The organism is Ruegeria sp. AM7, from assembly GCF_056535965.1.
The window spans coordinates 261,059-282,743 of the sequence record NZ_JBQFJE010000001.1 but is presented as its reverse complement, the minus strand read 5'-3'; the positions used below and the strand labels follow the sequence as shown (position 1 = coordinate 282,743).

At 58.1% G+C, this 21,685-nt stretch carries 14 protein-coding genes; 12 read left to right on the top strand and 2 right to left on the bottom strand.

Annotation, left to right across the window (positions count from 1 at the left end; translation table 11 throughout):
* Positions 1–17: 17 nt before the first annotated feature.
* The 9 genes from ACR3EG_RS01215 (at position 18) to ACR3EG_RS01175 (ending at position 12,409) form a co-directional block, all read left to right on the top strand.
* Positions 18–2,147 (top strand): type VI secretion system Vgr family protein, encoded by a 2,130-nt coding sequence (locus ACR3EG_RS01215; RefSeq protein WP_480482199.1) that lies wholly within the window; start codon positions 18–20, stop codon positions 2,145–2,147.
* Between the two features lie 11 nt (positions 2,148–2,158).
* Positions 2,159–2,749 (top strand): DUF6931 family protein, encoded by a 591-nt coding sequence (locus tag ACR3EG_RS01210; protein ID WP_353391756.1) that lies wholly within the window; start codon positions 2,159–2,161, stop codon positions 2,747–2,749.
* A 2-nt stretch (positions 2,750–2,751) separates the two neighbouring features.
* Entirely contained in the window at positions 2,752–3,057 is a 306-nt protein-coding gene (locus ACR3EG_RS01205; protein ID WP_170356385.1) for a PAAR domain-containing protein, read from the top strand.
* 10 nt (positions 3,058–3,067) lie between these two features.
* Positions 3,068–4,531 (top strand): type VI secretion system-associated FHA domain protein TagH, encoded by a 1,464-nt coding sequence (tagH, locus tag ACR3EG_RS01200; RefSeq protein ID WP_480482197.1) that lies wholly within the window; start codon positions 3,068–3,070, stop codon positions 4,529–4,531.
* Positions 4,532–4,567: 36 nt separating this feature from the next.
* The gene (gene tssK, locus ACR3EG_RS01195) at positions 4,568–5,908 is read left to right on the top strand and encodes a type VI secretion system baseplate subunit TssK (protein WP_480482195.1); all 1,341 of its coding nucleotides are present in this window, start codon (positions 4,568–4,570) and stop codon (positions 5,906–5,908) included.
* 93 nt (positions 5,909–6,001) lie between these two features.
* Positions 6,002–7,435, top strand: a complete 1,434-nt coding sequence (tssL, locus tag ACR3EG_RS01190; protein WP_480482193.1) for a type VI secretion system protein TssL, long form — start codon at positions 6,002–6,004, stop codon at positions 7,433–7,435.
* Positions 7,432–11,004, top strand: a complete 3,573-nt coding sequence (tssM, locus tag ACR3EG_RS01185; protein ID WP_480482191.1) for a type VI secretion system membrane subunit TssM — start codon at positions 7,432–7,434, stop codon at positions 11,002–11,004. The genes tssL and tssM overlap by 4 nt, the downstream gene beginning before the upstream one ends.
* Positions 11,004–11,690 (top strand): type VI secretion system-associated protein TagF, encoded by a 687-nt coding sequence (gene tagF, locus ACR3EG_RS01180; protein WP_480482189.1) that lies wholly within the window; start codon positions 11,004–11,006, stop codon positions 11,688–11,690. Before tssM ends, tagF begins: the two co-directional genes overlap by 1 nt.
* On the top strand, positions 11,687–12,409 hold the full coding sequence (locus ACR3EG_RS01175; protein WP_170356391.1) for a PP2C family protein-serine/threonine phosphatase: 723 nt from the start codon (positions 11,687–11,689) through the stop codon (positions 12,407–12,409). Before tagF ends, ACR3EG_RS01175 begins: the two co-directional genes overlap by 4 nt.
* 8 nt (positions 12,410–12,417) lie before the next feature.
* Here ACR3EG_RS01175 and ACR3EG_RS01170 read toward each other — a convergent pair whose 3' ends face one another.
* Together ACR3EG_RS01170 and ACR3EG_RS01165 are read right to left on the bottom strand one after the other, a co-directional pair.
* The gene (locus ACR3EG_RS01170) at positions 12,418–14,601 is read right to left on the bottom strand and encodes a serine/threonine-protein kinase (protein WP_480482187.1); all 2,184 of its coding nucleotides are present in this window, start codon (positions 14,599–14,601) and stop codon (positions 12,418–12,420) included.
* 36 nt (positions 14,602–14,637) lie between these two features.
* Complete coding sequence (locus ACR3EG_RS01165; protein ID WP_480482185.1) at positions 14,638–15,171, bottom strand: OmpA family protein; 534 nt, start codon at positions 15,169–15,171, stop codon at positions 14,638–14,640.
* Between the two features lie 292 nt (positions 15,172–15,463).
* Here ACR3EG_RS01165 and ACR3EG_RS01160 point away from each other — a divergent pair, with 292 nt between their 5' ends.
* From ACR3EG_RS01160 to ACR3EG_RS01150, 3 genes are all read left to right on the top strand, one after another.
* The gene (locus ACR3EG_RS01160; RefSeq protein ID WP_480482183.1) at positions 15,464–16,219 is read left to right on the top strand and encodes a M15 family metallopeptidase; all 756 of its coding nucleotides are present in this window, start codon (positions 15,464–15,466) and stop codon (positions 16,217–16,219) included.
* Positions 16,220–16,393: 174 nt separating this feature from the next.
* Entirely contained in the window at positions 16,394–18,133 is a 1,740-nt protein-coding gene (locus ACR3EG_RS01155) for a ShlB/FhaC/HecB family hemolysin secretion/activation protein (protein ID WP_480482181.1), read from the top strand.
* 13 nt (positions 18,134–18,146) lie between these two features.
* Positions 18,147–21,671: a two-partner secretion domain-containing protein gene (locus ACR3EG_RS01150; protein ID WP_480482179.1), complete on the top strand. Its 3,525-nt coding sequence runs from the start codon at positions 18,147–18,149 to the stop codon at positions 21,669–21,671.
* Positions 21,672–21,685 lie beyond the last annotated feature (14 nt).

The following is a 21,685-nucleotide window of genomic DNA, read 5'->3' as shown; positions in this document are numbered from 1 at the left end:
TTTGGAAGGATTAGGAAATGTCTGACAGTCTGCAAAGCAAGGAATGGCCGCTTCGGATCACGGGCAGTTATAAATATAAGGAAGACGAGCTTGTCATTCGTCGCGCGATCATCACCGAGAAGATGGGTGAACTGACTGAGATCCAGGTCGAGATGCTGTCGCCCGACAAAACCATCAAGCTGGAAGAGCTGCTGGGTAAAATTCTTACAATCCATATGGCTTCGGGCGAGGGGAAAGAACGCAAGTTCACCGGCACGATCGTGCGCGTCGAACGGCTGGCGCTGCGGGATGGGTTCGTGCATCTGCTGGCCGAGCTGCGCCCGTGGTTCTGGATGCTGCAACAGACCACCAACAGTCGCATCTTCCAGAACATGACAGCCGACAAGATCATCGAAGATGTTTTCAAAGCGCACGGGTTCTCGGACTTCCAGAAGAAGCTGAGCGGAACCTATGAACAGAGGGAATATTGCGTTCAGTACCGGGAAACCGATTTCGACTTTGTCTCACGCCTGATGCAGGAAGAGGGCATTTATTACTTCTTCGACTATGCGAAGGCGGACAACAAATATGAAACGTTGGTCCTGTGTGACGGGCTGTCGGGGCACACGCCGCTGACCGGGAGTTCAGACCTGTTTTACCGGGCGGGCGACGATTATGAACAGCGCCTGCCCGACAGCGTGACTGAATGGGCCAGCGCGCAGCAAATCGTTCCCGGTGTCGTTGCTTTAGGAGATTTCAATTTTGAGACACCCAGTGCCAAAATGGCCTCGGTGTCGAAAACCATCCTTTCGCCCGATCACAAGCACAACAAGTACGAGCTGTATGACACGCCCGGTCATTACATTGACGCCAACAAGGGCAAACCCCGCGCGCAGGTTCGGATGGAGGCTGAAGAAACCGAATATGACCGCCGCCGGGGCCGTGCCTCGGTCCGGGCGATGGAGGTCGGCAAGACCTTCACCTTGAAAGAACATCCCGACAAAGATCAGAACCAGGAATATCTGGTCACGGCGGCTACCTTCTATCTACAGACGACCGAAGGCTACGGTTTTGAAAAGAACTCCAAAGACCTGGATACAGGCGCGTTGGAATTTCCCGAAGACATTAGCGAAATGTATATGGTTGAATTCGACGTTCAGCCCAAAAAGGTTCAATACCGTAACGCCCGCACTACGCCCTGGCCCGAGATTGCAGGGCTTCACACGGCCATCGTCACCGGCCCTTCGGGCAAGGAAATCCACACCGACAAATATGGCCGGATTAAAGTTCAGTTCCATTGGGATCGTGTGGGCAAGAAGGATGAGAAGACGTCTTGCTGGGTGCGTGTCGTCACCCCGTGGTCCGGTAAGAACTGGGGCATGATCCATATCCCCCGGATCGGGCAAGAGGTCGTCATCCAGTTTGAAGAGGGCGATCCCGACAGACCCATTTGCACTGGTATGTTGTATAACGCCGAAACGATGCCGCCCTATGATTTGCCGGCAAACCAGACGCAGTCCGGGATCAGGACCCGGTCGTCCGAGAAAGGCAAACCCGACACATTTAACGAACTGATGTTCGAAGACAAAAAGGATGCGGAACTGGTGCGCTTTCAGGCGCAGAAAGATCATGAGAAGCTGGTCAAGAACAAGTCTACGGTCACGATAGGCTATGACAAGCTGGACACGGGGGGCAACGGCGGCGACGGTTGCCTGAGCCAGGTGGTGAAGAAAGACGTGAATGAAACGATCAAGGAAGGGAATCATACCTTCACGATTGAAACCGGCAGTCAGAAGGTCAGCATCAAGACTGACCAGACTGAAACGATCGAGGGCAAATCCACCCGCACCGTTACCGGCAACGACACCGAAACGATCAAGCAAGGCAACATGGTCACGTCGGTCGATTCCGGTAACAAAACGACGACTGTGAAACTGGGGAACATTCAGGTCGATGCCAAGGCGGGCAAGATCACCATGACAGCCATGCAGTCAATCGAGCTGAAAGTCGGGACCTCGTCAATTAAGCTGGATCCGACCTCGGTGACGATCAAAAGCACAATGATCAATGTGCAGGCGACCGCCAAGATGGACGCAAAAAGCCCACTGACGACGGTCAGCGGCGATGCTATGCTGACCCTTAAGGGTGGCGTGACGATGATTAACTAAGGGGCGAACGGATGAGCGAACGATTTGCCAATTTGACCAAGACACCCCAGATGCCTGCCGCCCGGATGCTGGCGGATGCCAATGCGCGGCTGGGCACCAAGCTGGATGCACCGGCCAGTGCGCCTCTGGACGTTGTTCTGGCCGAGCTTGAAGAAAAAGGCGCACCGATTGACATGTTGCGGTTGCTGGGCGTGGCTCTGCCGCCGCGCGAACGGGTCTGGTGGTCGTGTCTGGCTGCGCGCGACTATATCGGAGCTGCGCCCGATCACAACACGCCGTCTCTGGCGGCGTCCGAGGCTTGGGTGTTTCGCCCGACGCAGGAAAATCGCGAAAAGGCCGAGCATACGATTGATCTGGCCGAGCCCGATGATGAGACCATAAATTGCGCCATGGGCGTGCTCTATGCCGACGGCACGCTTGGCACGGGCGAGCTTGCGTCGATGCCGGCCCCGCATGGCGCAGCCGAAGCGTTGGCATTCGCGATGAATGTCACAGCGATGGGCTATCATGAGGGCGATTTCGACGCTTATGTGCAATTGCTGATCGACCGTGGCCTTGATATCGCTCGTGGTGGAAACGGCAATCTTGAGGCGAAGGAATAGACATGGGATTTCCACAAGCCCGCGTCGCGGATCTACACACCTGTACGTTTCTGGCCCCGCCGCCTGCACCCCCCGCACCGGTGCCTGCGCCGATGCCGATCCTGCCGCCCTGCTGCCCCACGGTGTTGGTGGGTAAGATGCCTGCCGCTCGCATTTTTGACATGGCCACACCCGCCTTTCCGCACCCGATCATCAAAGGCTCGGCGACGGTACTGATTGGCAAGATGCCAGCTGCGCGGGTGATGGATACCTGCGCCTGTGGCGGACCTATCGTCAAAGGTGAATTTACCGTGCTGGTCGGAGGATGAAGACAGAAGTATGACGGTCACGCTCAAATTCCAATCCACCGGCGTCGTGCCGGGCGACGGGCGTCCTGTGTCGATGCAGGGGGGATCGCTGACCGTAGGGCGCGGTCCGGCCAATGATCTTGTTTTGCCCGACCCCGAGCGGACACTCAGCAAGAACCATTTCGTGATCGAGGATCACAATGGCAACGTGGTGATCGTGGACCTGTCGACCAACGGGACCTTTCTGAACTATTCAAAGATTGCTTTGGGTCGAACGCCGACACCGCTGAACAATGGCGATGTGCTGACGGCGGGCGGTTATGAGATGGTGGTCGAGATCGGCGCCGATTTACCCTCGTTCGAAGAGATGATCCCGCAGCCGATGCAGCAGGGCAATGTCTCGCCCGGACAGTCGCAAAACGCGCCGGACCCGCTGGATTTGCTGGACGCGCCCTCGCCGGGAGGGGATTTTCTGGACGACCTGCTGGGTGGTGAAGCCCCCAAAGGACCGGGCCAGATCGCAACGCCTGATCCCATGGACGAACTGTTGCCACCGCTCGGTGATGATGACCCGTTCTTTGCCAAACCTGCCGATGCGCATCAGGGCATGGGCGCGAGCGACCCCATGCACAACCCCTCGGCTACGGATGCGTTTTCAGCGCCCACCAGTGGCGACGGCGCGAACCTGATCCCCGACGATTGGGATGACGATTTCCTGTCGCCGCCAGAGCCGTCCTCTTCGGACCCGTTTGCTGCGCCACCGCCGGAACCTGCCGCTCCACCGGCCAAGCCAACACCGGGCGTGCGTGCGGCCCCACCTCTGCCGTCGGAACCTGTGGCTCCGCCCCCTGCGCCCGAGCCTGCGAATGAGCCCACAGTCGTCGAAACCCCTGCGCCCGCTGCGGCAAGTGGCGACCAATCCGCCGCCCGTGCTCTGCTTGAGGCGCTGGAGGTCGATGACTTGCGCATCGACGATGCCGATCTGCCCGCCACGATGGGCCGGATGGGGCGCGTGTTACGGGCAATGATCACGGGTCTGCGCGAAATTCTGATGACGCGCACCTCGATCAAGTCCGAATTCCGCATTGACCAGACGATGATCAGCGCAGGCGGAAACAACCCGCTGAAGTTTTCGATCAGTGCCGAACAGGCGATCGAGGCGCTGGTGAAACCGCGGGTCAAAGGCTACCTCGCTTCTGAGGAGGCAACCGCTGAGGCGTTGAACGATATCAAGGCCCATGAGGTCGCCATGGTCACAGGGATGGAGGCCGCGCTCAAAGGTGTGTTGTCGCGGCTCGACCCCGAGGTGCTGGCCGGGAAAATCGAAGGCTCCGGCAAACTTGGGTCACTTTTCAAGGGTAAGAAGGCCCAATATTGGGAAGTGTATGAAAAGATGTATGCGGAAATTTCGGATCAGGCCGAGAATGATTTTCACGATCTCTTCAGCCGGGAATTCGCGCGTGCGTATAAAGAACAGCTGGAAAAGCTGAAGTAACGCCCCATCGGGCGCAATAACAAGGGAGGGCAGCCATTGTCCTGGGACAGCAAGGTGCTTTGGACCGAAGGGTTGTTTTTGCAGCCCCACCATTTCCAGCAGGCCGACCGGTATACCGAGGCGCTGGTGGCCGGGCTTGCGCGCCGGGTTACACCCTATGCCTGGGGGCTGAGTGCGCTTGAACTGGATGACGAGGTGCTCAAGGTCGGGCAGATTGCGCTGAAATCCTGTTCAGGGCTGACGCCGGACGGGCAGGTGTTTCGCGTTCCGCAGGCCGAAGACCATCCGCCCGCTTTGGAAGTGCCCGAAACGATCAAGGATTGCGTTGTTTACCTGACCGTACCGCAGCGGCGTCAAGGCGCATCTGAGGTAGATCTGAGCGGTGCGGAACAGTCCGTCAGCCGCCTGCGTCCCGCCGAACAGGAAATCACCGACGTGATGAGCCAGCAGAAAAAGCCGGTGACGCTGGGCGTTGGCAAGCTGCGGCTTCAATTTGCGTTGGCGGTGGACGATCTGGCCGACAAACTGGCCATTCCGATTGCCCGCATCATCGAAGTGCGCCCCGACAAAGAGATTGTTCTGGATCGCGGCTTTGTGCCCTCGGTCCTGGATGTGCGCGCAGCCCCGGCACTGGCGGGGTTCATGAATGAGCTTGAGGGGATGCTGTCGCACCGGATGCAGGCATTGGCCGGGCGGCTGTCCGAAGGTGGACCCGCCAAGGGTGCTGCCGAGATTTCGGATTTCCTGCTGTTGATGGTGATCAACCGCAACCTGCCCCTGGTGCGCCATTTCGCCAATATCGAAAACGTGCACCCCGAACACGTCTACCGCGTTTGCGCAGCCCTTGCCGGTGAATTGGCCACCTTCATGAGCGCCGAGAAAGAAGCCGTGCAATTCCCCGCCTACCAGCACGACAACCTGACCGAAAGTTTCGCTCCGGTGATCCGGGTGCTGCGCCAATATCTCAGCTCGGTGCTGGAACAGACGGCGATCTCGATCCCGTTGGAGCCGCGCAAATACGGCATCAGTGTCGGTGTGATTGCTGACCGCAAGTTGATCGGCTCGGCCGGATTTGTGCTGGCGGTTAATGCCGATATCCCCGCCGAAGATGTGCGGCGGCACTTTGCGGGTCAGGCCAAAACCGGCCCGGTTGAGGAAATCCGCCAATTGGTGAACTCGGCCCTGCCGGGCATCACCTTGCGCCCACTACCGGTCGCGCCGCGCCAGATTCCGTACCATTCGGGCGTGGTCTATTTCGAATTGGATGCCGCCAGCCCGTATTGGAGCAAGATGACAACTTCGGGCGGGATCGCGGTGCATGTGTCGGGGCAATATCCCGGCTTGCAGATGGAGCTCTGGGCGATCCGCAATCAGTAGCCGTCCGGGCAGCTGGTTGGTACGAAACAAATTGATGGGGCTGCCCGCGTGGACCACTGGACCATGCGGGCGCTGTGAGGAAGCAGGTAGATCATGTCCGACAACGATCCTTTTGCCGAACCGGACGATACAGACAAGACGGTCATCCGCCCCAACCCGGGTGGACGACGTCAGGCCGGGACCATGCCGCAACAACCCGCCGCGCCTCAGCAACCGGCGGGTTACCCCGAGCCGATGGAAGCGCCTCAGCCGCAGCCCGCTGCGGGAGGGGACGGATATGGCGTACCTCCGGCGCAGGCCCCACAGTCGCGCCCGCCACAAGGCGGTGGGGAACAGGTGGCCGCAACTGGGATGAACCGGCTGAACGCCTGCGCCGCGCCTTTGTTTTCACTGATCAGCCGTATCCGCAACCGCGCGCAACACATGGACCCCGACAAGCTGCGCCAAAGCGTGGTGGCCGAGGTGCGCAGCTTTGAAAATGCCGCCCTACAGGCGGGCATCCCGGCGCAGTCGGTCAAGGTGGCGCGTTATGCGCTGTGCGCGACGCTGGATGATGTGGTGCTGAACACGCCGTGGGGCGGCCAGTCCAGTTGGGCGACGCAATCACTTGTCGGCACTTTCCACCGCGAGACGGTGGGTGGGGATCGGTTCTATGACCTTCTGGCGCGGCTGGAACAGGAGCCCGCGAACAATATCGAACTGCTGGAATTCGTCTATATGTGCCTGTCGCTGGGCTTTGAAGGCCGCTTGCGGGTCGAACAAGGCGGCCCGGACAAGCATCTGCAAATCCGGCAGGGCCTGGCTCGGGTCATCCGGGCGCAGCGCGGTCCCGTTGAGCATGATCTGGCCCCGCATTGGGAAGGTGTGGATAAGCCATACCGTGCGCTTAGCATGTGGAAACCGGTCTGGATCGCGCTTGGCGTGACGGCGCTTTTGCTGGTGATTGAATTTAGTGGTCTGTCTTATGTCCTGTCGAACAAGACGGAAAATCTTGTGGGTCAGATGTCGGTGATCGACGCGGGTCCCGTGACCGAGCTGCAGCGCCGCGCGCCTCCGCCACCTCCGCCTCCTCCGCAGGCGCAACCTCAGATCGCGAAGGTCGTCGAATTCCTTCAACCCGAGATTGACGAGGGGCTGGTCGAGGTTTTTGAGAAAGGCAATACGCTGGTCATCCGTATCAAGGGGTCGGGTATGTTCGGGTCAGGCTCGGACAGTCTGCAAGACAAATTCCAAGAGCCGGTGCGTCGGGTTGCCGTGGCGCTAAATGCTGAGCCGGGCACGGTGATCGTGACCGGACATTCGGACAATGTGCCAATCCGGTCAGCGCGCTTTCCGTCCAACCTCGCCTTGTCGCTGGCGCGCGCAAAATCGGTGATGAATAAGATGTCACCCGAATTGACCGACCCCAATCGCCTCAGCGCCGAAGGTCGGGCCGACAGTGACCCGATTGCCGACAATTCCACCCGTGAAGGCCGCGCCACCAACCGCCGGATCGAAGTCCTGTTGGTGCAGGAGGATACTCAATGACCGCCCGTAGAATCTTGAGATTCATCTTCATGTCGATTTACACCGTGCTGTTTTTTACGGCGACGGCGTTGTCCTTGTGCCTTTATTTTTTCGGACCACTTATTGGGTCGGATGAATGGCGTCCTTTGGATGGGATGACGGCGCGGTTGATCTGGTGCGGTGTGATTTATGCGTTTTTCCTGATCATTGCGCTAACCATCTTCTTTGTTCGTCGTCGTCGCGAAAAGAAGCTGACCGAAGAAATCACCGAAGCCGTCAGCGACGGCGGCGACATGATCGACAGCGAAATCTCGGAATTACGCGGCAAGTTGAAAACCGCAATGGCAGAGCTGCGCAAGTCCAAGAACGGACGGCGGCATCTGAATGAGCTGCCGTGGTACGTGATGATCGGCCCTCCGGGCGCGGGCAAGACCACAGCCATTGTGAATTCCGGCCTGAACTTTCCGCTGGCAGATGAGATGGGTAAAACCGCGATTGGTGGTGTTGGCGGCACGCGCAACTGCGATTGGTGGTTCACCGAAAACGCCGTTCTGATCGATACGGCCGGGCGATACACGACACAGGAAAGCGACGCGCAGGTCGACAACGCGGCGTGGATCGGGTTCCTTGGGCTGCTCAAGAAATACCGCAAGCGACAGCCGATCAACGGGGCGATGATCGCGATCTCGTTGTCGGATCTGTCTTTGCAGGATGAGATCACCCAGAAAGAGCACGCCAAAGCCGTGCGCCGCCGTCTGGAAGAGTTGCGCGAAAAACTGGGCGTGCGCTTTCCAGTTTATATCCTGTTCACCAAGGCCGACCTGATTGCCGGGTTTGCCGAGTTCTATGACAATCTGGGCAAGGAAGATCGTGAACAGGTTTGGGGTTTTACCTTGCCATTGGACAAGTCCCGGTCTGAGCAATCCCCGGTCGCCGCCTTTGACGAGGAATTCGCGTTGCTGCTGGGCCGTTTGAACGCCCAGTCGCTGGAGCGGATGCAGGCCGAGACAGACCCCCAGCGCCGCGCCTTGGTTGCGGGCTTCCCGATGCAGGTGGCCTCGTTCCGCAAAGTGGCGCATGAATTCCTGACCGAGGTGTTTCAGGACAGCCGCTATCAACACCGCCACATGTTGCGCGGGGTCTATTTCACATCCGGCACGCAAGAAGGCACCCCCATTGACCGGCTGATGTTGGGCATGGCGCGTACCTTCGGGATCGGACGTCAGGCGATTGGTTCGGGTCAGGGCTCGGGCCGGTCGTATTTCCTGACCCGCCTGTTTGATCAGGTGATCTTCCGCGAGGCCGGTCTGGTCAGCGCCGATGACAAGGTTGAGCGGCGCTATAAGATCACCAAATGGGCCTCGGTCGCGGCGACGCTGATTGCCGCTGTTGCAGTGGGTGCCCTGCTGGTTCGCAGCTTCTCGGGCAATTCCGAACTGATCGCTGAGGCACAAGACGGCGTGTCCGCTTATCAGGCCGCGGCCGCGACTCTGCCGCCCAGCCCGGTGGGCGATACCGATCTGGTGCCAGTAGTGCAAGCGCTGAACACACTGCGCGATCTGCCCGCGAACCCGACCCTGTCCGACCCGGACCCTGAAACGCGCCTGACCTATGGCCTGTATCAGGGGGATGTGATTGGCACGCAGGCGGCGCAAACCTACCGCGCGGCGCTGAATCAGCGCCTTCTGCCGCGCTTGTTGCTGCGTCTCGAAGAACAGATGAGCGCCAATATCAACAACCCCGATGTGCTGTATGAGGCGCTGAAGGTTTATCTGATGTTGGGTCTGCAAGGGCCGATGAACCAGAACCTTGTCAAGGAATGGATGAATATCGACTGGACGGTGTCCTTCCCCGGCCCCTCGCGCGAGGAGTTTCGCGATGATCTGAACGACCATCTTGAGGCATTGCTGAGCCAGCCGATGCAGGCTGTGGCGTTGAACGGGCCCATGGTCGAGCAGATACAGGGTCTGCTGTCTGAACTGCCACTGGCGCAGCGCGTGTATAACGGGATCATCTCAAGCCCGTCCGCGACGGCTCTGCCTGAATGGCGGATCACCGAGGTCGGCGGCCCTGCGGTTGCGCGCGTTTTGGTGCGGTCCTCGGGCAAACCGTTGAATGACGGGATCGAGGGGATCTTTACCTACCGCGGTTTCAACGACGTATTTGTCGGCGAAGCAGTTGGCGTAGCCAAACGGGTGCAAAAGGAAAGCTGGGTTCTGGGCCCGCGCGGCGAGGCGGAACAGACCGAACTGGCGCTGGCCGCGCTCAGCCGCGATGTGCTGGACCTGTATTACAACGACTACATTGCGCGCTATGACGCGATGCTGGGCGATATCGACATCGTGCCGATGGAAAGCCTCAGCCACGCTGTCGAAGTGACCAATGTGCTGTCCGGCCCGACCTCGCCTATCGTGAATATCCTGAACTCGATCTCGGACGAGACGAAGCTGACCGAAAGCCGATCGGTTCTGCCCAATTCGGATGCTCTGGGTGAAGGACTGTCCAGCGCGGCCAGCCTCGAGTTGCAGTCGGCGACCTCGGTCCAGACGCAAATCCTGCTGGAGGCCTTGGCCAAATCCAGCGGCGCGACTGCGTCACAGCCGGTGCAAGAGCCTGGCCAATATGTCGAGGATCGGTTTGCCTGGCTGCACCAGCTTGTGGACCGGCCCGAGGGGCAGCCCTCGCAATTGGATCAGTTGATGGGATCGTTGACGGGCGTCTATCAGGAACTGAACAAGATGTCCTTCAGCGGAACCTCCGGCGGCGAGTCCGGGCAGGCGCTGCAGCAGTTTCAGCAAGAAGCGGCTCGCATTCCCGGCCCAATGGAACGCTGGGCGGTGCAGATCATCGACGGATCGTCGGGGATCACGTCTGACAGTACACGGGCCTCGCTGAACGCACGCTGGCAGGCCAATGTGCTGCCCTTCTGCGAGCAGGTCGTCACTGACCGCTACCCGTTCAGCCGCAGGTCAGGTGCGGATGTGGCGATGGGCGATTTCAGCCGGTTGTTTGGGCCGCAAGGTCTGATCGACACGTTCTTTACGGACAACCTCGCCAAACACGTGGACATGCGCACGCGCCCGTGGAGTTGGAAAAGCAGCGTGAACGAGGCGGATTTGGGCATCAGCCAGGCCGTTCTCACCCAATTCCAGAACGCCGCCGAAATCCGCGAGGCTTTCTTTGCCGCAGGCCCTCAGCCGCAGATTCAGTTCCAGATCATGCCCGAGGCGCTGGACCCCAAAGCCAAGGGCGTCACGCTTGAGATTGACGGCCAATCGCTGGAATTCCGCCATCGCGGCGGGTTGCCTTCGCCGATGGCGGTGACGTGGCCGGGGCAGGTTGGATTGGCGCGGGTCACGTTCCAGCCCGACAAACGCAACATCGAAAGTGTGTTGTCCAAGGACGGGCCATGGGCGTGGTTCCGCCTTCTGGACGCGGCCGAGGTGCGGCGGACCAACGTATCGGACCGCAAGAAGGTGATCTTCAATGTCGGCGGCCGCATTGCGATCTTCCAGTTGCAATCTGGCTCGGTCATCAACCCATTTGCCCTTCCGGCGCTGCAAAAGTTCAGCTGCCCTAAATCGTTCTGATGCAGCGGGCTGGGTTTGGCGCGTTTGGTAAGATGCCTTCGGTCGGAGATTTTTTTCGGCTGGGGGTTTCACAGGATTTCGTCCAGCCCTGGGATACCTGGATTCAGCACAGCATGTTAAACGCGGCTGAAGCTTTGGGACCTGTGTGGGACGCGCATTACATGTCCGCACCCATTTGGCGGTTTTGTCTGGCTCCGGGATTGGCAGGCCCGCAAAAGATGTTGGGCGTTTTGATGCCATCAGTGGATCGGGTCGGACGACGGTTTCCCCTGACTTTGGTATCGGGCGTATCTAATGAAGGTTCGGCAATTCTGTCTCACTTCCGGGCCGAGGCGACATACCGCCAGCTAGAAGACTTGGCTTTGGCTGCGCTTGAGGATGACATGACGCGGGACAAACTGGCCGAGGGATTGGAGGCGTTGGTGGTTCCATTACAAGAGCCGACTTCCCCGGTTCGGGCCGAGGGAAACACGCTGGTTCTGACGCGCGGGGAAGTCGCTGACAGTCTGTTGCCCGACCTCGCGGCGGGGTTGGTCGCGCATCGCTATCGGTCTCCGACAATCTGGAGCACTGACATCGGCGGCGTCCCTCGGATGATGGTCTGCGAAGGTTTACCGCAAGGATCAAACATGCAAGGTTTGTTTAATCTTCACGCTGCAGTCTGGACCGAGGCAAGGCCACTATGAATTCAAGTCACCGCGTTCGGTACAGCGCCCGCAGCCATGTCGGCCTCAAGCGCAAGCTCAATGAAGATGCCGTTTTGGCCCTGCCCGAGGAAAGCCTTTGGATGGTCGCGGACGGTATGGGCGGCCACGAAGGGGGCGATTACGCCAGCCGTCTTGTCGCTGACATGGTCGCGGCGATCCCGCCGGGACTGCCACCAGCGGATCGACTGGTGAAGTTGCGGGATGTGTTACAGCAAGCGCATTCGGCAATCCGTCAAGAGGCTGAGACCCGTGGCGGTAAAACCATGGGCACGACCGTTGCCTGTATGATGCTGGCCAACGGCCATTTCGTCGGTTTGTGGGCGGGCGACAGCCGCATCTATTTGCTGCGTGACAACCAGATTCAAATGCTGACCACCGATCACTCGGTTGTGGCCGATCTGGTGTTGGCGGGCCAAATGAGCTGGGATGAAGCGGAACAGCATCCCCAATCAAATGCGATCAATCGTGCGGTTGGTGTCGGGGATGTGCTGGAACTGGACAAGATCCGGGGCGAGGTTCAGCCGGGCGACCGGTTCCTGATCTGCTCGGACGGTCTAAGCAAATACGCGACCTTCCCGATGCTGGAAAAGGCTCTGTCCGAGATGCCGATTGAAACCGTCGCCGATCAGTTGATCCAGATCGCGCTGGACGGGGGCGGGGCCGACAATATCTCGGTGATTGTGGTCGATATTCCTTAAGCCCCGCGCTACTGCGCGAGGGTGGTCAGGATACGGCTGTCCAGCGACAAAATCTGCGTTTCCACATTGCGATCCTGTTCGCGCAGCGCCTCGGCATATCCTGCAGCGGATTCCGTGGTTGGGCGTAGTGTGTCGAACAGTTGATTGTCAGTGTGCAGCACGATCACCTTGCTTTTGCCCAAGGTGCTGTCATCGACGCTAAACTGAAGGCCGCCATCTGTAGGTGTTTCATCAAGAGAATAAGCGGCACGCACTGAAATCGGCCCGGTTTCCCCGTCACGCAGCTCAGCAATACTGTTCGTTTGTCGTGTAACGTTGGGAAGCAAATGATACACGTTCCCAGAGACGTCCAGAATAGAAACAGACAAGAAACCATCTTGTACGTCTGCAGGAAGGTCCACGTCGATCACCGGGTTCTGGCCAACGACAAAATCCCCGGTCGGGTTAGGGGCATCATTCTGTTCGCCATTGAAAAACGCGATCGAGATATCGCTGGTTGGGGCAGTTGGTAGAAAGTTCTCGACAAGACAAAGAGTTGGGTTCAGCACATTCACGCCGCCCAGATCAATCGGTCGCTCACCGACCAAAGCGGTCAGGGCAGTGCCCAGGCCGGTCAGGCTGTCCTGCGAGGCCAAGGTGCCACTGATCCGAACCGGTGTCTCGGGGCCATATCCGGCAGTTGGGGCATTCTCCAGTTTCAGCGCGCCGCAATCGGCCAGACCGGCAAGGATCGGGCGGATATCACCAGCGGGCAGGAACAGTGGTTCAAGCTCTAGTTCGACAGTGCCTTGCAGCCCGGCGGGCAAGCCTGCCGAGTAAAGCTGTTCCAGCTTGTCATGCAATGCCTGATCCGTGGTTTGCCCGGTCAGTTGCGCATCATTTCCGTTTACGACCAGCCGCCATTCATCCAGCTCCATCACTGTGTCGATGACGTCGCTGACCGCGGCGCCCCAGCTTTCCGAGATTTCCCCGGACGCCAACGTCAGATCAACCGTCCCACCCTGATCGGTTATCTCGCGGGTCATGGCATCACGAGTGTCTTCCGAGGGCACAAAGCCTACGGCGCGCGGCGGCAGGCCCTCACGCTTGTCCGCCACCAGCGTATAAGGTGCTGCCACGGGATATTGGGGCCCGGTAAAGCTGTCGAATGCGCCGCTGAAATAGGCACCAGCGCCGCCGCCGACAATGACCAGCGCGCCAAGAGCGGCAACCAGTCCGGTGCGCGATTTCTCGGGCGTTTCGGCCGGAGGTGCGGCGGGTGCTGCGACGGCCGGGGCGGGCTGCGCAGGGGCCGCAGGTTTGCTTTTGGGCACGATGATGGTTGCGTCGTCATCGGTCTCGGCAGGGGGGGATTCCGCCTGTCCCGACCGGGCCGAGGACAAAGCCCTCAATACATCGCTGGTCGACTGATACCGGTCATCGGGGTCTGGCGCGGTCATCTTGTCCAGCACGGTTTTCAGCGGCTCGGGCACATCTGCAGTGTTCAGCGGTTGTTTTTTACTTTCCACAACCTCTAGCAGGTTACGCCCGGAATTGGCCTTTTCGCCCCGGAAGTTCGCCAGCAGCAGCGCGCCCAGCGAATAGATGTCGGTACGCTGGTCGGTCTTTCCCGACAGCTGCTCGGGTGCGGCATAGGCGTATTTGCCCGCGAACTCTCCGCCCACGATGGTTTCTGCGCCGGGGTTGGTATCCTTGGCGATGCCAAAGTCGATGATTACCGCCTGCGCAGGATCACCGTCACGCAGGATGATGTTGTCGGGGCTCAGGTCACGGTGGACGATGTTGCGCGCATGCGCGGCCTCGAGCCCCTCGCAGACGCGTTTGCATATGGTCAGAATGTCGTCTGCCGACATAGGACCATCAGCCAGTTTCCGGTCCAACCCCGGCCCGTCCACATAATCCATCACCAGATAGACATGTCCGTCGGCAGTACGGTTGTTTTCGGAATAGCGCACCACCGCGTCATGGCGGATGTCGCGGATCTCTTCCTCACGGGTTAACAGAACGAGGTAATCGTCGTTGCTGGAAAATTCGGCCTTCAGAACCTTAAGCGCGGCCAGACGCCCCGATATCTCGGAGCGCGCGCGATAAACGTCAGAGGTACCACCCCGCCCAAGGATTGCCTCGATCCGATATGTATTGTTCACCAGATCGCCCGGCTGAAACAGGTCGCCTGCGCGGGATTCAGTCATGCTGCCCTCGAAATTGTGTTTTATGAGGAGACTAAATCAGCCGAGCGCCTGAAATTCAACGCGGCGGTTTTCATCGGCGCGCGGATCGTCCTTGTTCAGAGGTTCGGCTTCACCTACGCCCAGTACTTCCAGTCGCCCTTCGGCGATACCGCAATCGCTGACCAGAAAGCGTTTGACTTCTTTCGCGCGTAGCAGAGACAGATTTTGGTTGTAGTCCGCAGATCCTGCGCTGTCAGTGTGGCCGATGATCTGAAAGACGTTAACGTCGACGTTTTTCATCGCTTGGCACAAGGATGACAGCTTGGGTTTTTGATCATCGCGCAAGGCGGCCGAGGCGAAGTCGAACCGAACCTGAATATTAACCTGATCTTCCGAGGCCACCGGTTGATATTCGGCCGGGGCGGCAGCAACCGTGGTTTCCACAGCCTCGTCGGTTGCTTCAGTCGCGGCTGTTGAAGGTACGATCACCAAGCCGCGCGTTTTTTGCTTGTTGAATGCATCGGTGATTTCGTCGGCTGTTAGTTCATTGGATTGGGCCAAAGCGAATTGCGTCGTGCAAACGAGGGCCACGGCCGAAGCCCCAAAAAATTTAAGTCGAGAAAAAGTAATCATTACCGGAGTCCTTCCCTGTTTGGGACGAAGAGTACCCGTGCCTCAGGTGTGCGACAATGAAGAAAGTCACATTTGTGATTAAGAAATAAAGCCGAGCACGTGACATCTTGCGCGGCGACTTTTAGATTTGGGCGCAATTGAATTGAGATACAGGTAAACACATCAGATGCGCATAGTTCCGGCAGTAATTCTTGGGGTTTCGATTATGTTGGCCCCTGTTATCTGGTATGTTTTTCCACTGATCGTTCCTATGGAAAGTGATTTTGAGGGGCCGGCAATCGATTCAGGCGCGCGGATCGAAATCGAAATGCTGAGCCAACAGGTTGAAGATATGCGCAACGAGATTGAGAGGTTGTCGCTCGAGATATCGCGATCCCAAAGCGACGGTTCGCCCGTGTTGCAAGGCGCAGACGGGGCGGACGACTATGGATATGACAGCACCAGCCCAAACGAGATCATTGATGCCTACGCTCAGGTTGTCCTTATCGCCAACCGCAACGACGTTAATAAAGAGCTCAAACTGGCGAGTTCGTCGTTTCTGAAAGAGAAATTCGGGCTGCCGCGCGAAGACTTAACAGATAATTGTCAGTCCATGACCAACCCGCGGTTAGAAGAAAACCTTGTATTAGAAGAAGTCGGCCCGGTTCGGGTACGCATGTTGAAACCGGCAATAGAATCTCTGCGTGTTGTTTTCGAAAACATCCGTCGCACGGACCCCGACCTCTTTGCACGTATCAATACAGCCGGGTCCTTGTGTGTGCGGCGGATTCGTGGCGCGACCTCATCCGCATCGGCCCATGCCTATGGTCTGGCTGTTGACTTGAATATCGACGGAGTGTTGGACACGCTAGGCGATGGTAAAACCCAGCTGGGCCTGACTATTCTGGCCGACTTCTTCCGGCAGGAGGGCTGGGTATGGGGTGCGGCCTGGGGTCGAGAAGACTCGATGCATTTCGAGGTTAGCCGCAACAAGATCGAAGAATGGTTGGAGCAGGGACTTTTGTAAAATCGTCGAATGATACGACGCTCTGTGAACTAGGACACGGACAGTCTCGGAACCAATCGTGATATGGATAACCTCAATCCAGACGGGTATCCTGTATTGGGAAATACAATCTTGCTTTGGCCTGCGGGCTGGGCTTTGCTAGGTTCTGTTTTAAGGTTTCACTAAGGGTTACGAATGCCAAAGACTCTACCTCAGGCGATCATGCGGATTCCGCGTCTCAGCATGATATTTGCTCTTGCAACCGGTGGCAGTCTTGTCCTTTCGGACGCGGTGCTGGCCCAAAGCGCATCGAATTTGGCACCGTCAACATTTCAGCCGCAAAATCAACGTAATACGGGCCCTGTGACTGTCGCCAGAGACCCTGGCGCGCCGGTTCCCGAAGGTGCGGACAAATTGTTTGTGACAGTCGGGGGCGTGGACATCGAAGGCGCTTTGCCGCAAATGGAGGCTGCCAACGCTGCCTTTATTGAGCGACTGACGGGAAAGCGTGTTGCTGCCTCTGAAATTTTTGCAGCCACAAATCGCCTTGAAAGCGCGTATAGCAATGCCGGCTTTGTTCTGAGTCGGGTCGTTCTGCCGCAGCAAACTTTGCGAGATGGTGGAACGTTGCGGATCGTTGTAGTCGACGGGTTCGTCGAGCGTATTGACGCAACCAAAGTTCCGGAAGAGGTCCGGGACCGCGTGGTCAAGATTACCCAGCCGTTAATCGGCAAGCGTGGCATCAAACTGCAGCAGATCGAGCGCGCCTTGCTGCTTGCAGGTGATACGTTCGGAGTTCGCTTGGCGTCGACCTTGTCGGCAGGTGACAGCAATGGCGGCACCGTTCTGACTTTGGACGGAGAGTTCAAGGAGTTTACCGGCTCATATGGGTTCGACAATACGCTTTCAGACGATCTTGGTCCGTTGAATCTGAGCCTTGGACTTGAGTTCAATGGCCTGCTGGATCTGGGTGAGACTTTCTATTTTAACCTGGGTGGGTCTCCGACGCGGTTTTTCTCGGGTGACCCTGAGTATCGGATTTTGGCTGCAGGTGCGGTATTCCCGATCGGTTATGATGGCTTTACGATTAACGCCGAGGTGACCTCTAGCGAAGCGCGCCCCGACACGGATTTTTTACCTAACGAAAGCGAGTTCGAACGGTTTTCGCTGCGGCTCTATTATCCGTGGATTAGATCCAAGAAAGTTAATCTTTCGTCGCAACTGATCCTGGATCGTATCAGCGATACGCAGAACCTGTTGGTCGGTCCCTTTGAGATTCCGGTCTTTGACGACGATATCAGCGTGCTGCGCGCCACTTTGGATGCTACACGCGCCTATGACAATGGTGGCTTCCTGCGCGGGAGTGTTGTGCTTTCAAGGGGTTTGGATATCCTTGGCGCACGGACCTCGGTCGGCCCCGGAGAAACTCCATTCTCGCGCCAGGACGCAGAACCGGAGTTTACGAAACTCGTTCTGTCCGGCCAGTATCAGCGTCCTCTGAATGCCAACTGGTCGTTGGCTTTGAACGGCCGAATTCAAGCCAGCTTTGGGGACGCACTGGTGACGTCCGAGCAATTCAGTATCGCAAGCACCAGCGAATTGTCGACCTTTGATGCGGGTTCGTTGCGTGGCGATGACGGATGGGTCGTGCGGTCCGAAGTGGGTCGATCGCAGCGGGTCGAAGTGGCTGGGTTGCCGCTGATCCTGAAGCCTTATGTATTTGGTGCTTACGGCGAATTGGGAATAGAACAACCTACGGTTTTTGAGCAAAGCACGACCACGGCCTACGCCTATGGGATCGGTGCTGATTTGATTGCAATTGAAGACTCGACCTACAAGTCGGGATCGTTACGAGTTGAATATGGGAGAGGTGAACGCGATGACCTGGGGGCAGACGAAAACCGCTTCACTATTGTTGCAAGCCGCAGATTTTAGGGCTCGCGCCACAGTGATCCGCGGCGCAATTTTGACAGCCACGGCAACGCTTTGGGGCACGACAGCTCTGGCACAAACGCTGCCCAATGGCGGAACCGTGGCGGCGGGAACTGTTACGATTGCGCAACCCAGCGGCAACCAGCTGGACATTACGCAGGGGTCGGGCGCGGCCGTAGTGAATTGGAACGGGTTTTCGATCGGGTCTGGCTCGACAGTTAATTTCTTCCAGCCCGGGCAAGAAAGCGTGATTTTGAACCGGGTGACAGGGGATACTACCAGCGCAATTCTCGGCCAGTTGAATGCCAATGGTCAGGTGTTTCTGGTTAACCCTAACGGTATCTTTATTGGCCCCAACGGTGCAGTCAATGCGGGTGGCTTTGTGGCCTCGACCCTTGATGTAACGGATGAAGATTTCCTTAACGGGCGCTATCGCTTTGCCGGAAATGGAAGTTCAGCCGCAGTGGAAAACGCGGGAACAATCTCGATTGTTCCGGGCGGGTATGCAGCGCTAATTGGTGGGCAAGTTTCCAATTCGGGCTTGATCCGTGTGCCTCTTGGCAAGGTAGGGCTTGGTGCGGGTGAACAAGTAACACTGGATATTTCTGGCGATGGCTTTTTGCAGGTCGCTGTTCCTTCGGATAGCGATGACGCCATGATGGAGGCGTTGATTACCAATTCAGGGCGGATCGAGGCCAATGGCGGTTCTGTTCACCTCAAAGCGGCCAGTGCTCGGAATGCGGCGCGACAGGTAATCAACATGTCTGGCGTGATCGAGGCTCAATCGGTTGGCGGAGTATCCGGAGCTGTCGTTTTGGGTGGCAGCGGCGGCGGCGTTCGGGTCGGTGGCACGATCGATACGTCGGCTCAGGAAACACTTGTCGAAACGTCGCTTCGGCCAAAGGTTCGTACTCAGAACGGTGGGTCTATAACCATAACTGGTGAGGCGATCACGCTGGCAGGGGCCACACTGACATCCGACGGGACGGGTGGTGGAGATGGTGGAACCATTCTGGTCGGTGGCGATTTTCAGGGCGGTGGTACGCTTCCGACGGCGCAGACAACCTTCGTAGATGCGAGCACCAGTATCTCGGCAGACGGCGGAGACGAAGGTAATGGCGGTCGCGTTATTATCTGGTCTGATGACCTGACCGAGTTCCACGGCCAGATATCAGCCCGTGGCGGCGATACTGCGGGCGATGGCGGCTTTGTCGAGGTCTCGGGGCAGATCGATCTGGTCTATCGCGGTTTTACCGACCTGCGCGCTCCGAATGGGGAAACCGGAGATCTGTTGATCGATCCGGTGAACATAACGATTCCGGGCACGTTTACCGAAGCGGGTCTGGAAGCCCAGCTTGAATCTGCGGATGTGTTTCTGACTACGTCTGTGACCGGCACAGATGACGGCAATATCACGATCAACGCTGATATCGACTGGATGGCGGCAAATACGTTGTTCCTGATCGCGGATAACATGATCACGATCAACGGTGCGATCAACGCGGTCAACGGTGGGTTGTTGCTGAATGCAATGGGGGCGGTCGACGGAGTAGGCCGGATCACCACCGGCCCCGGCGGTAGCATAAGTGTGGCCACGTTCAACTTGGTTGCAGGGTTCTGGGATCAGGTTTCGGCCACGCTGCCCAGCTTTTTCGCGGGCGATTTCATCGTCTCGCCAAACGCCACATTCCTGCGCGCCACGGGCGGCAACGGGTCGGGCGCGAACCCGTTCCAGTTAACCGATATCTATGGTTTGCAGGGTCTCAATGGCTCTAGCCAATCCTTTGCGCTGGTCAACGACATCGATGCCTCGCCCACGTCCAGCTGGTCATTTGGTTTTGTCCCTGCAGATTTTTCAGGCACGCTTGAAGGTAACAGGTTTTCGATCAACAACCTGTTCATAGACAACGACTTCACCTTCGGCGGCCTTTTCGGCACTCTGGACGGTACCGTGCGTAACCTGAGTATCAGGAATGCGGATATTACCGCTCAGGGTGGTGGCATACTTGCCGGTGAAAACCTTGGGACAATCTCGGGCGTTAGTGTGTCGGGCAGCTTCACCGGCAGTGACGACGTGACCGGCGGGCTGGTTGGCATTAACGATGGCGGTACAATCAGTGACAGTTTCTCGACTGCCAGTGTGACGGTTGATCCGATCGAGGCTGATTTCGTTTTGGTCGGTGGCTTGGTTGGAGAGAATTCTGGGGTCATTCAGCGTTCGTTCAGTAGTGGTTCGGTGACCGGACTTGGCTTTGGCGAGTTTATCATGGGCGGATTGGTCGGCGAGAACTTCGGTTCGATCGTTGACTCGTATTCCAACTCGGACGTCCGGGGGGTAAGCCAGTTTTCCAGCCCGATGGATACCGTAGCCGTCGGTGGCTTGGTCGGAATAAACAACGGTGGTTCGGTCACACGCAGCTATTCGAACGGCAGTGTGGATTTCTCCGGCAGCGACACTCCGATGTTAGGCGGATTGATCGGCAGTAATTCCGGGACCGTCACCGCATCTTTCTGGGACACGCAGAGTTCCGGGCAGAATACCAGCGCCGGTGGCACGGGACTGTCCACGTTCCAACTGAACGACACAGTGACGTTCTTCAACCTTGCTTCGGCACAAGGCTGGGACTTTGAAAACACCTGGGCTCCGGGATCGGGTGAGACAGGCCCGGCAAATTACACGACCTCGCCGGTTGTGTTTGCTATTCCCGACGATATCGCGGTTGTTGAGGGCGAACAGCCGCCCAATGCGACGACGGGAACCATTTTTGGTGGGCCTTCCGTTTACCTGTTTGGTCCCCCATCTGATTCTTTGGATACGTCCACAGTATTTGAGGGGTTGAACTTCATCGAAAACGACGATGGCACCACGACATTTACGCTGTCGACCTCGTTTTTGCTCAGCTCGGCCGAAATAGGATATCAAGTTGTGTCTTTGCCCGGTTCGGTTGTGACAGTAGTGGAGCCGATACCCGTTCCGCCCACACCCGAGGTAGAAGTTACTCCGACCGTTGATACCACTATAACCGGAGGCGGCGGAGGTGGTGGCACTGCCGTGACAACAGTCGCCGAGGCTGAAGCAACACTTGGGACTGTTGAAAACGTATCCGAGGAATTCGGAGGCGAGATCGCATCCTGCGCCAGCAGCGGTGAGAATGTCAGTGAATACCTGGCCTGTCTTGCCGAAGCGATGGATGACTACGCGTCCGAACTTGACGGTATCGTGAAGGGTTTGCCACCGGGGCTCGAATCCGTCGGTGACATCATTCGCGGCGCCAGCGCGGGTATCCGCGAGGCGGGTGACGAAGCGAATCGTCGCCTGTCGCTGGCCACTACCGCCGAAGAGCGCAACGCGATCCGCCGCGAGGCGGTACAGCAGGCGCGGCGGCAAATCCGTCAGGCCCAGCGTGAGATCCGCAAGGCCATCACATTGATTAGAGCAACCGATCCCGAGCTTGCCATCGTTCAGAACCAACAGGTAGAAACGATTGTGGCAGCGGTCGGTCAGGCGGATATCGGACTGACCCGCGCCATCGGCCTTTGATACGTCGGAGAGTA

Excerpts from the sequence above, each read along its gene's own strand:
- ACR3EG_RS01215 (WP_480482199.1), top strand. The coding sequence starts at position 18 with ATGTCTGACAGTCTGCAAAGCAAGGAATGGCCGCTTCGGATCACGGGC.
- ACR3EG_RS01210 (WP_353391756.1), top strand. The coding sequence starts at position 2,159 with ATGAGCGAACGATTTGCCAATTTGACCAAGACACCCCAGATGCCTGCC.
- ACR3EG_RS01205 (WP_170356385.1), top strand. The coding sequence starts at position 2,752 with ATGGGATTTCCACAAGCCCGCGTCGCGGATCTACACACCTGTACGTTT.
- tagH (WP_480482197.1), top strand. The coding sequence starts at position 3,068 with ATGACGGTCACGCTCAAATTCCAATCCACCGGCGTCGTGCCGGGCGAC.
- tssL (WP_480482193.1), top strand. The coding sequence starts at position 6,002 with ATGTCCGACAACGATCCTTTTGCCGAACCGGACGATACAGACAAGACG.
- tssM (WP_480482191.1), top strand. The coding sequence starts at position 7,432 with ATGACCGCCCGTAGAATCTTGAGATTCATCTTCATGTCGATTTACACC.
- tagF (WP_480482189.1), top strand. The coding sequence starts at position 11,004 with ATGCAGCGGGCTGGGTTTGGCGCGTTTGGTAAGATGCCTTCGGTCGGA.
- ACR3EG_RS01175 (WP_170356391.1), top strand. The coding sequence starts at position 11,687 with ATGAATTCAAGTCACCGCGTTCGGTACAGCGCCCGCAGCCATGTCGGC.
- ACR3EG_RS01170 (WP_480482187.1), bottom strand. The coding sequence starts at position 14,601 with ATGACTGAATCCCGCGCAGGCGACCTGTTTCAGCCGGGCGATCTGGTG.
- ACR3EG_RS01160 (WP_480482183.1), top strand. The coding sequence starts at position 15,464 with ATGGAAAGTGATTTTGAGGGGCCGGCAATCGATTCAGGCGCGCGGATC.
- ACR3EG_RS01155 (WP_480482181.1), top strand. The coding sequence starts at position 16,394 with ATGCCAAAGACTCTACCTCAGGCGATCATGCGGATTCCGCGTCTCAGC.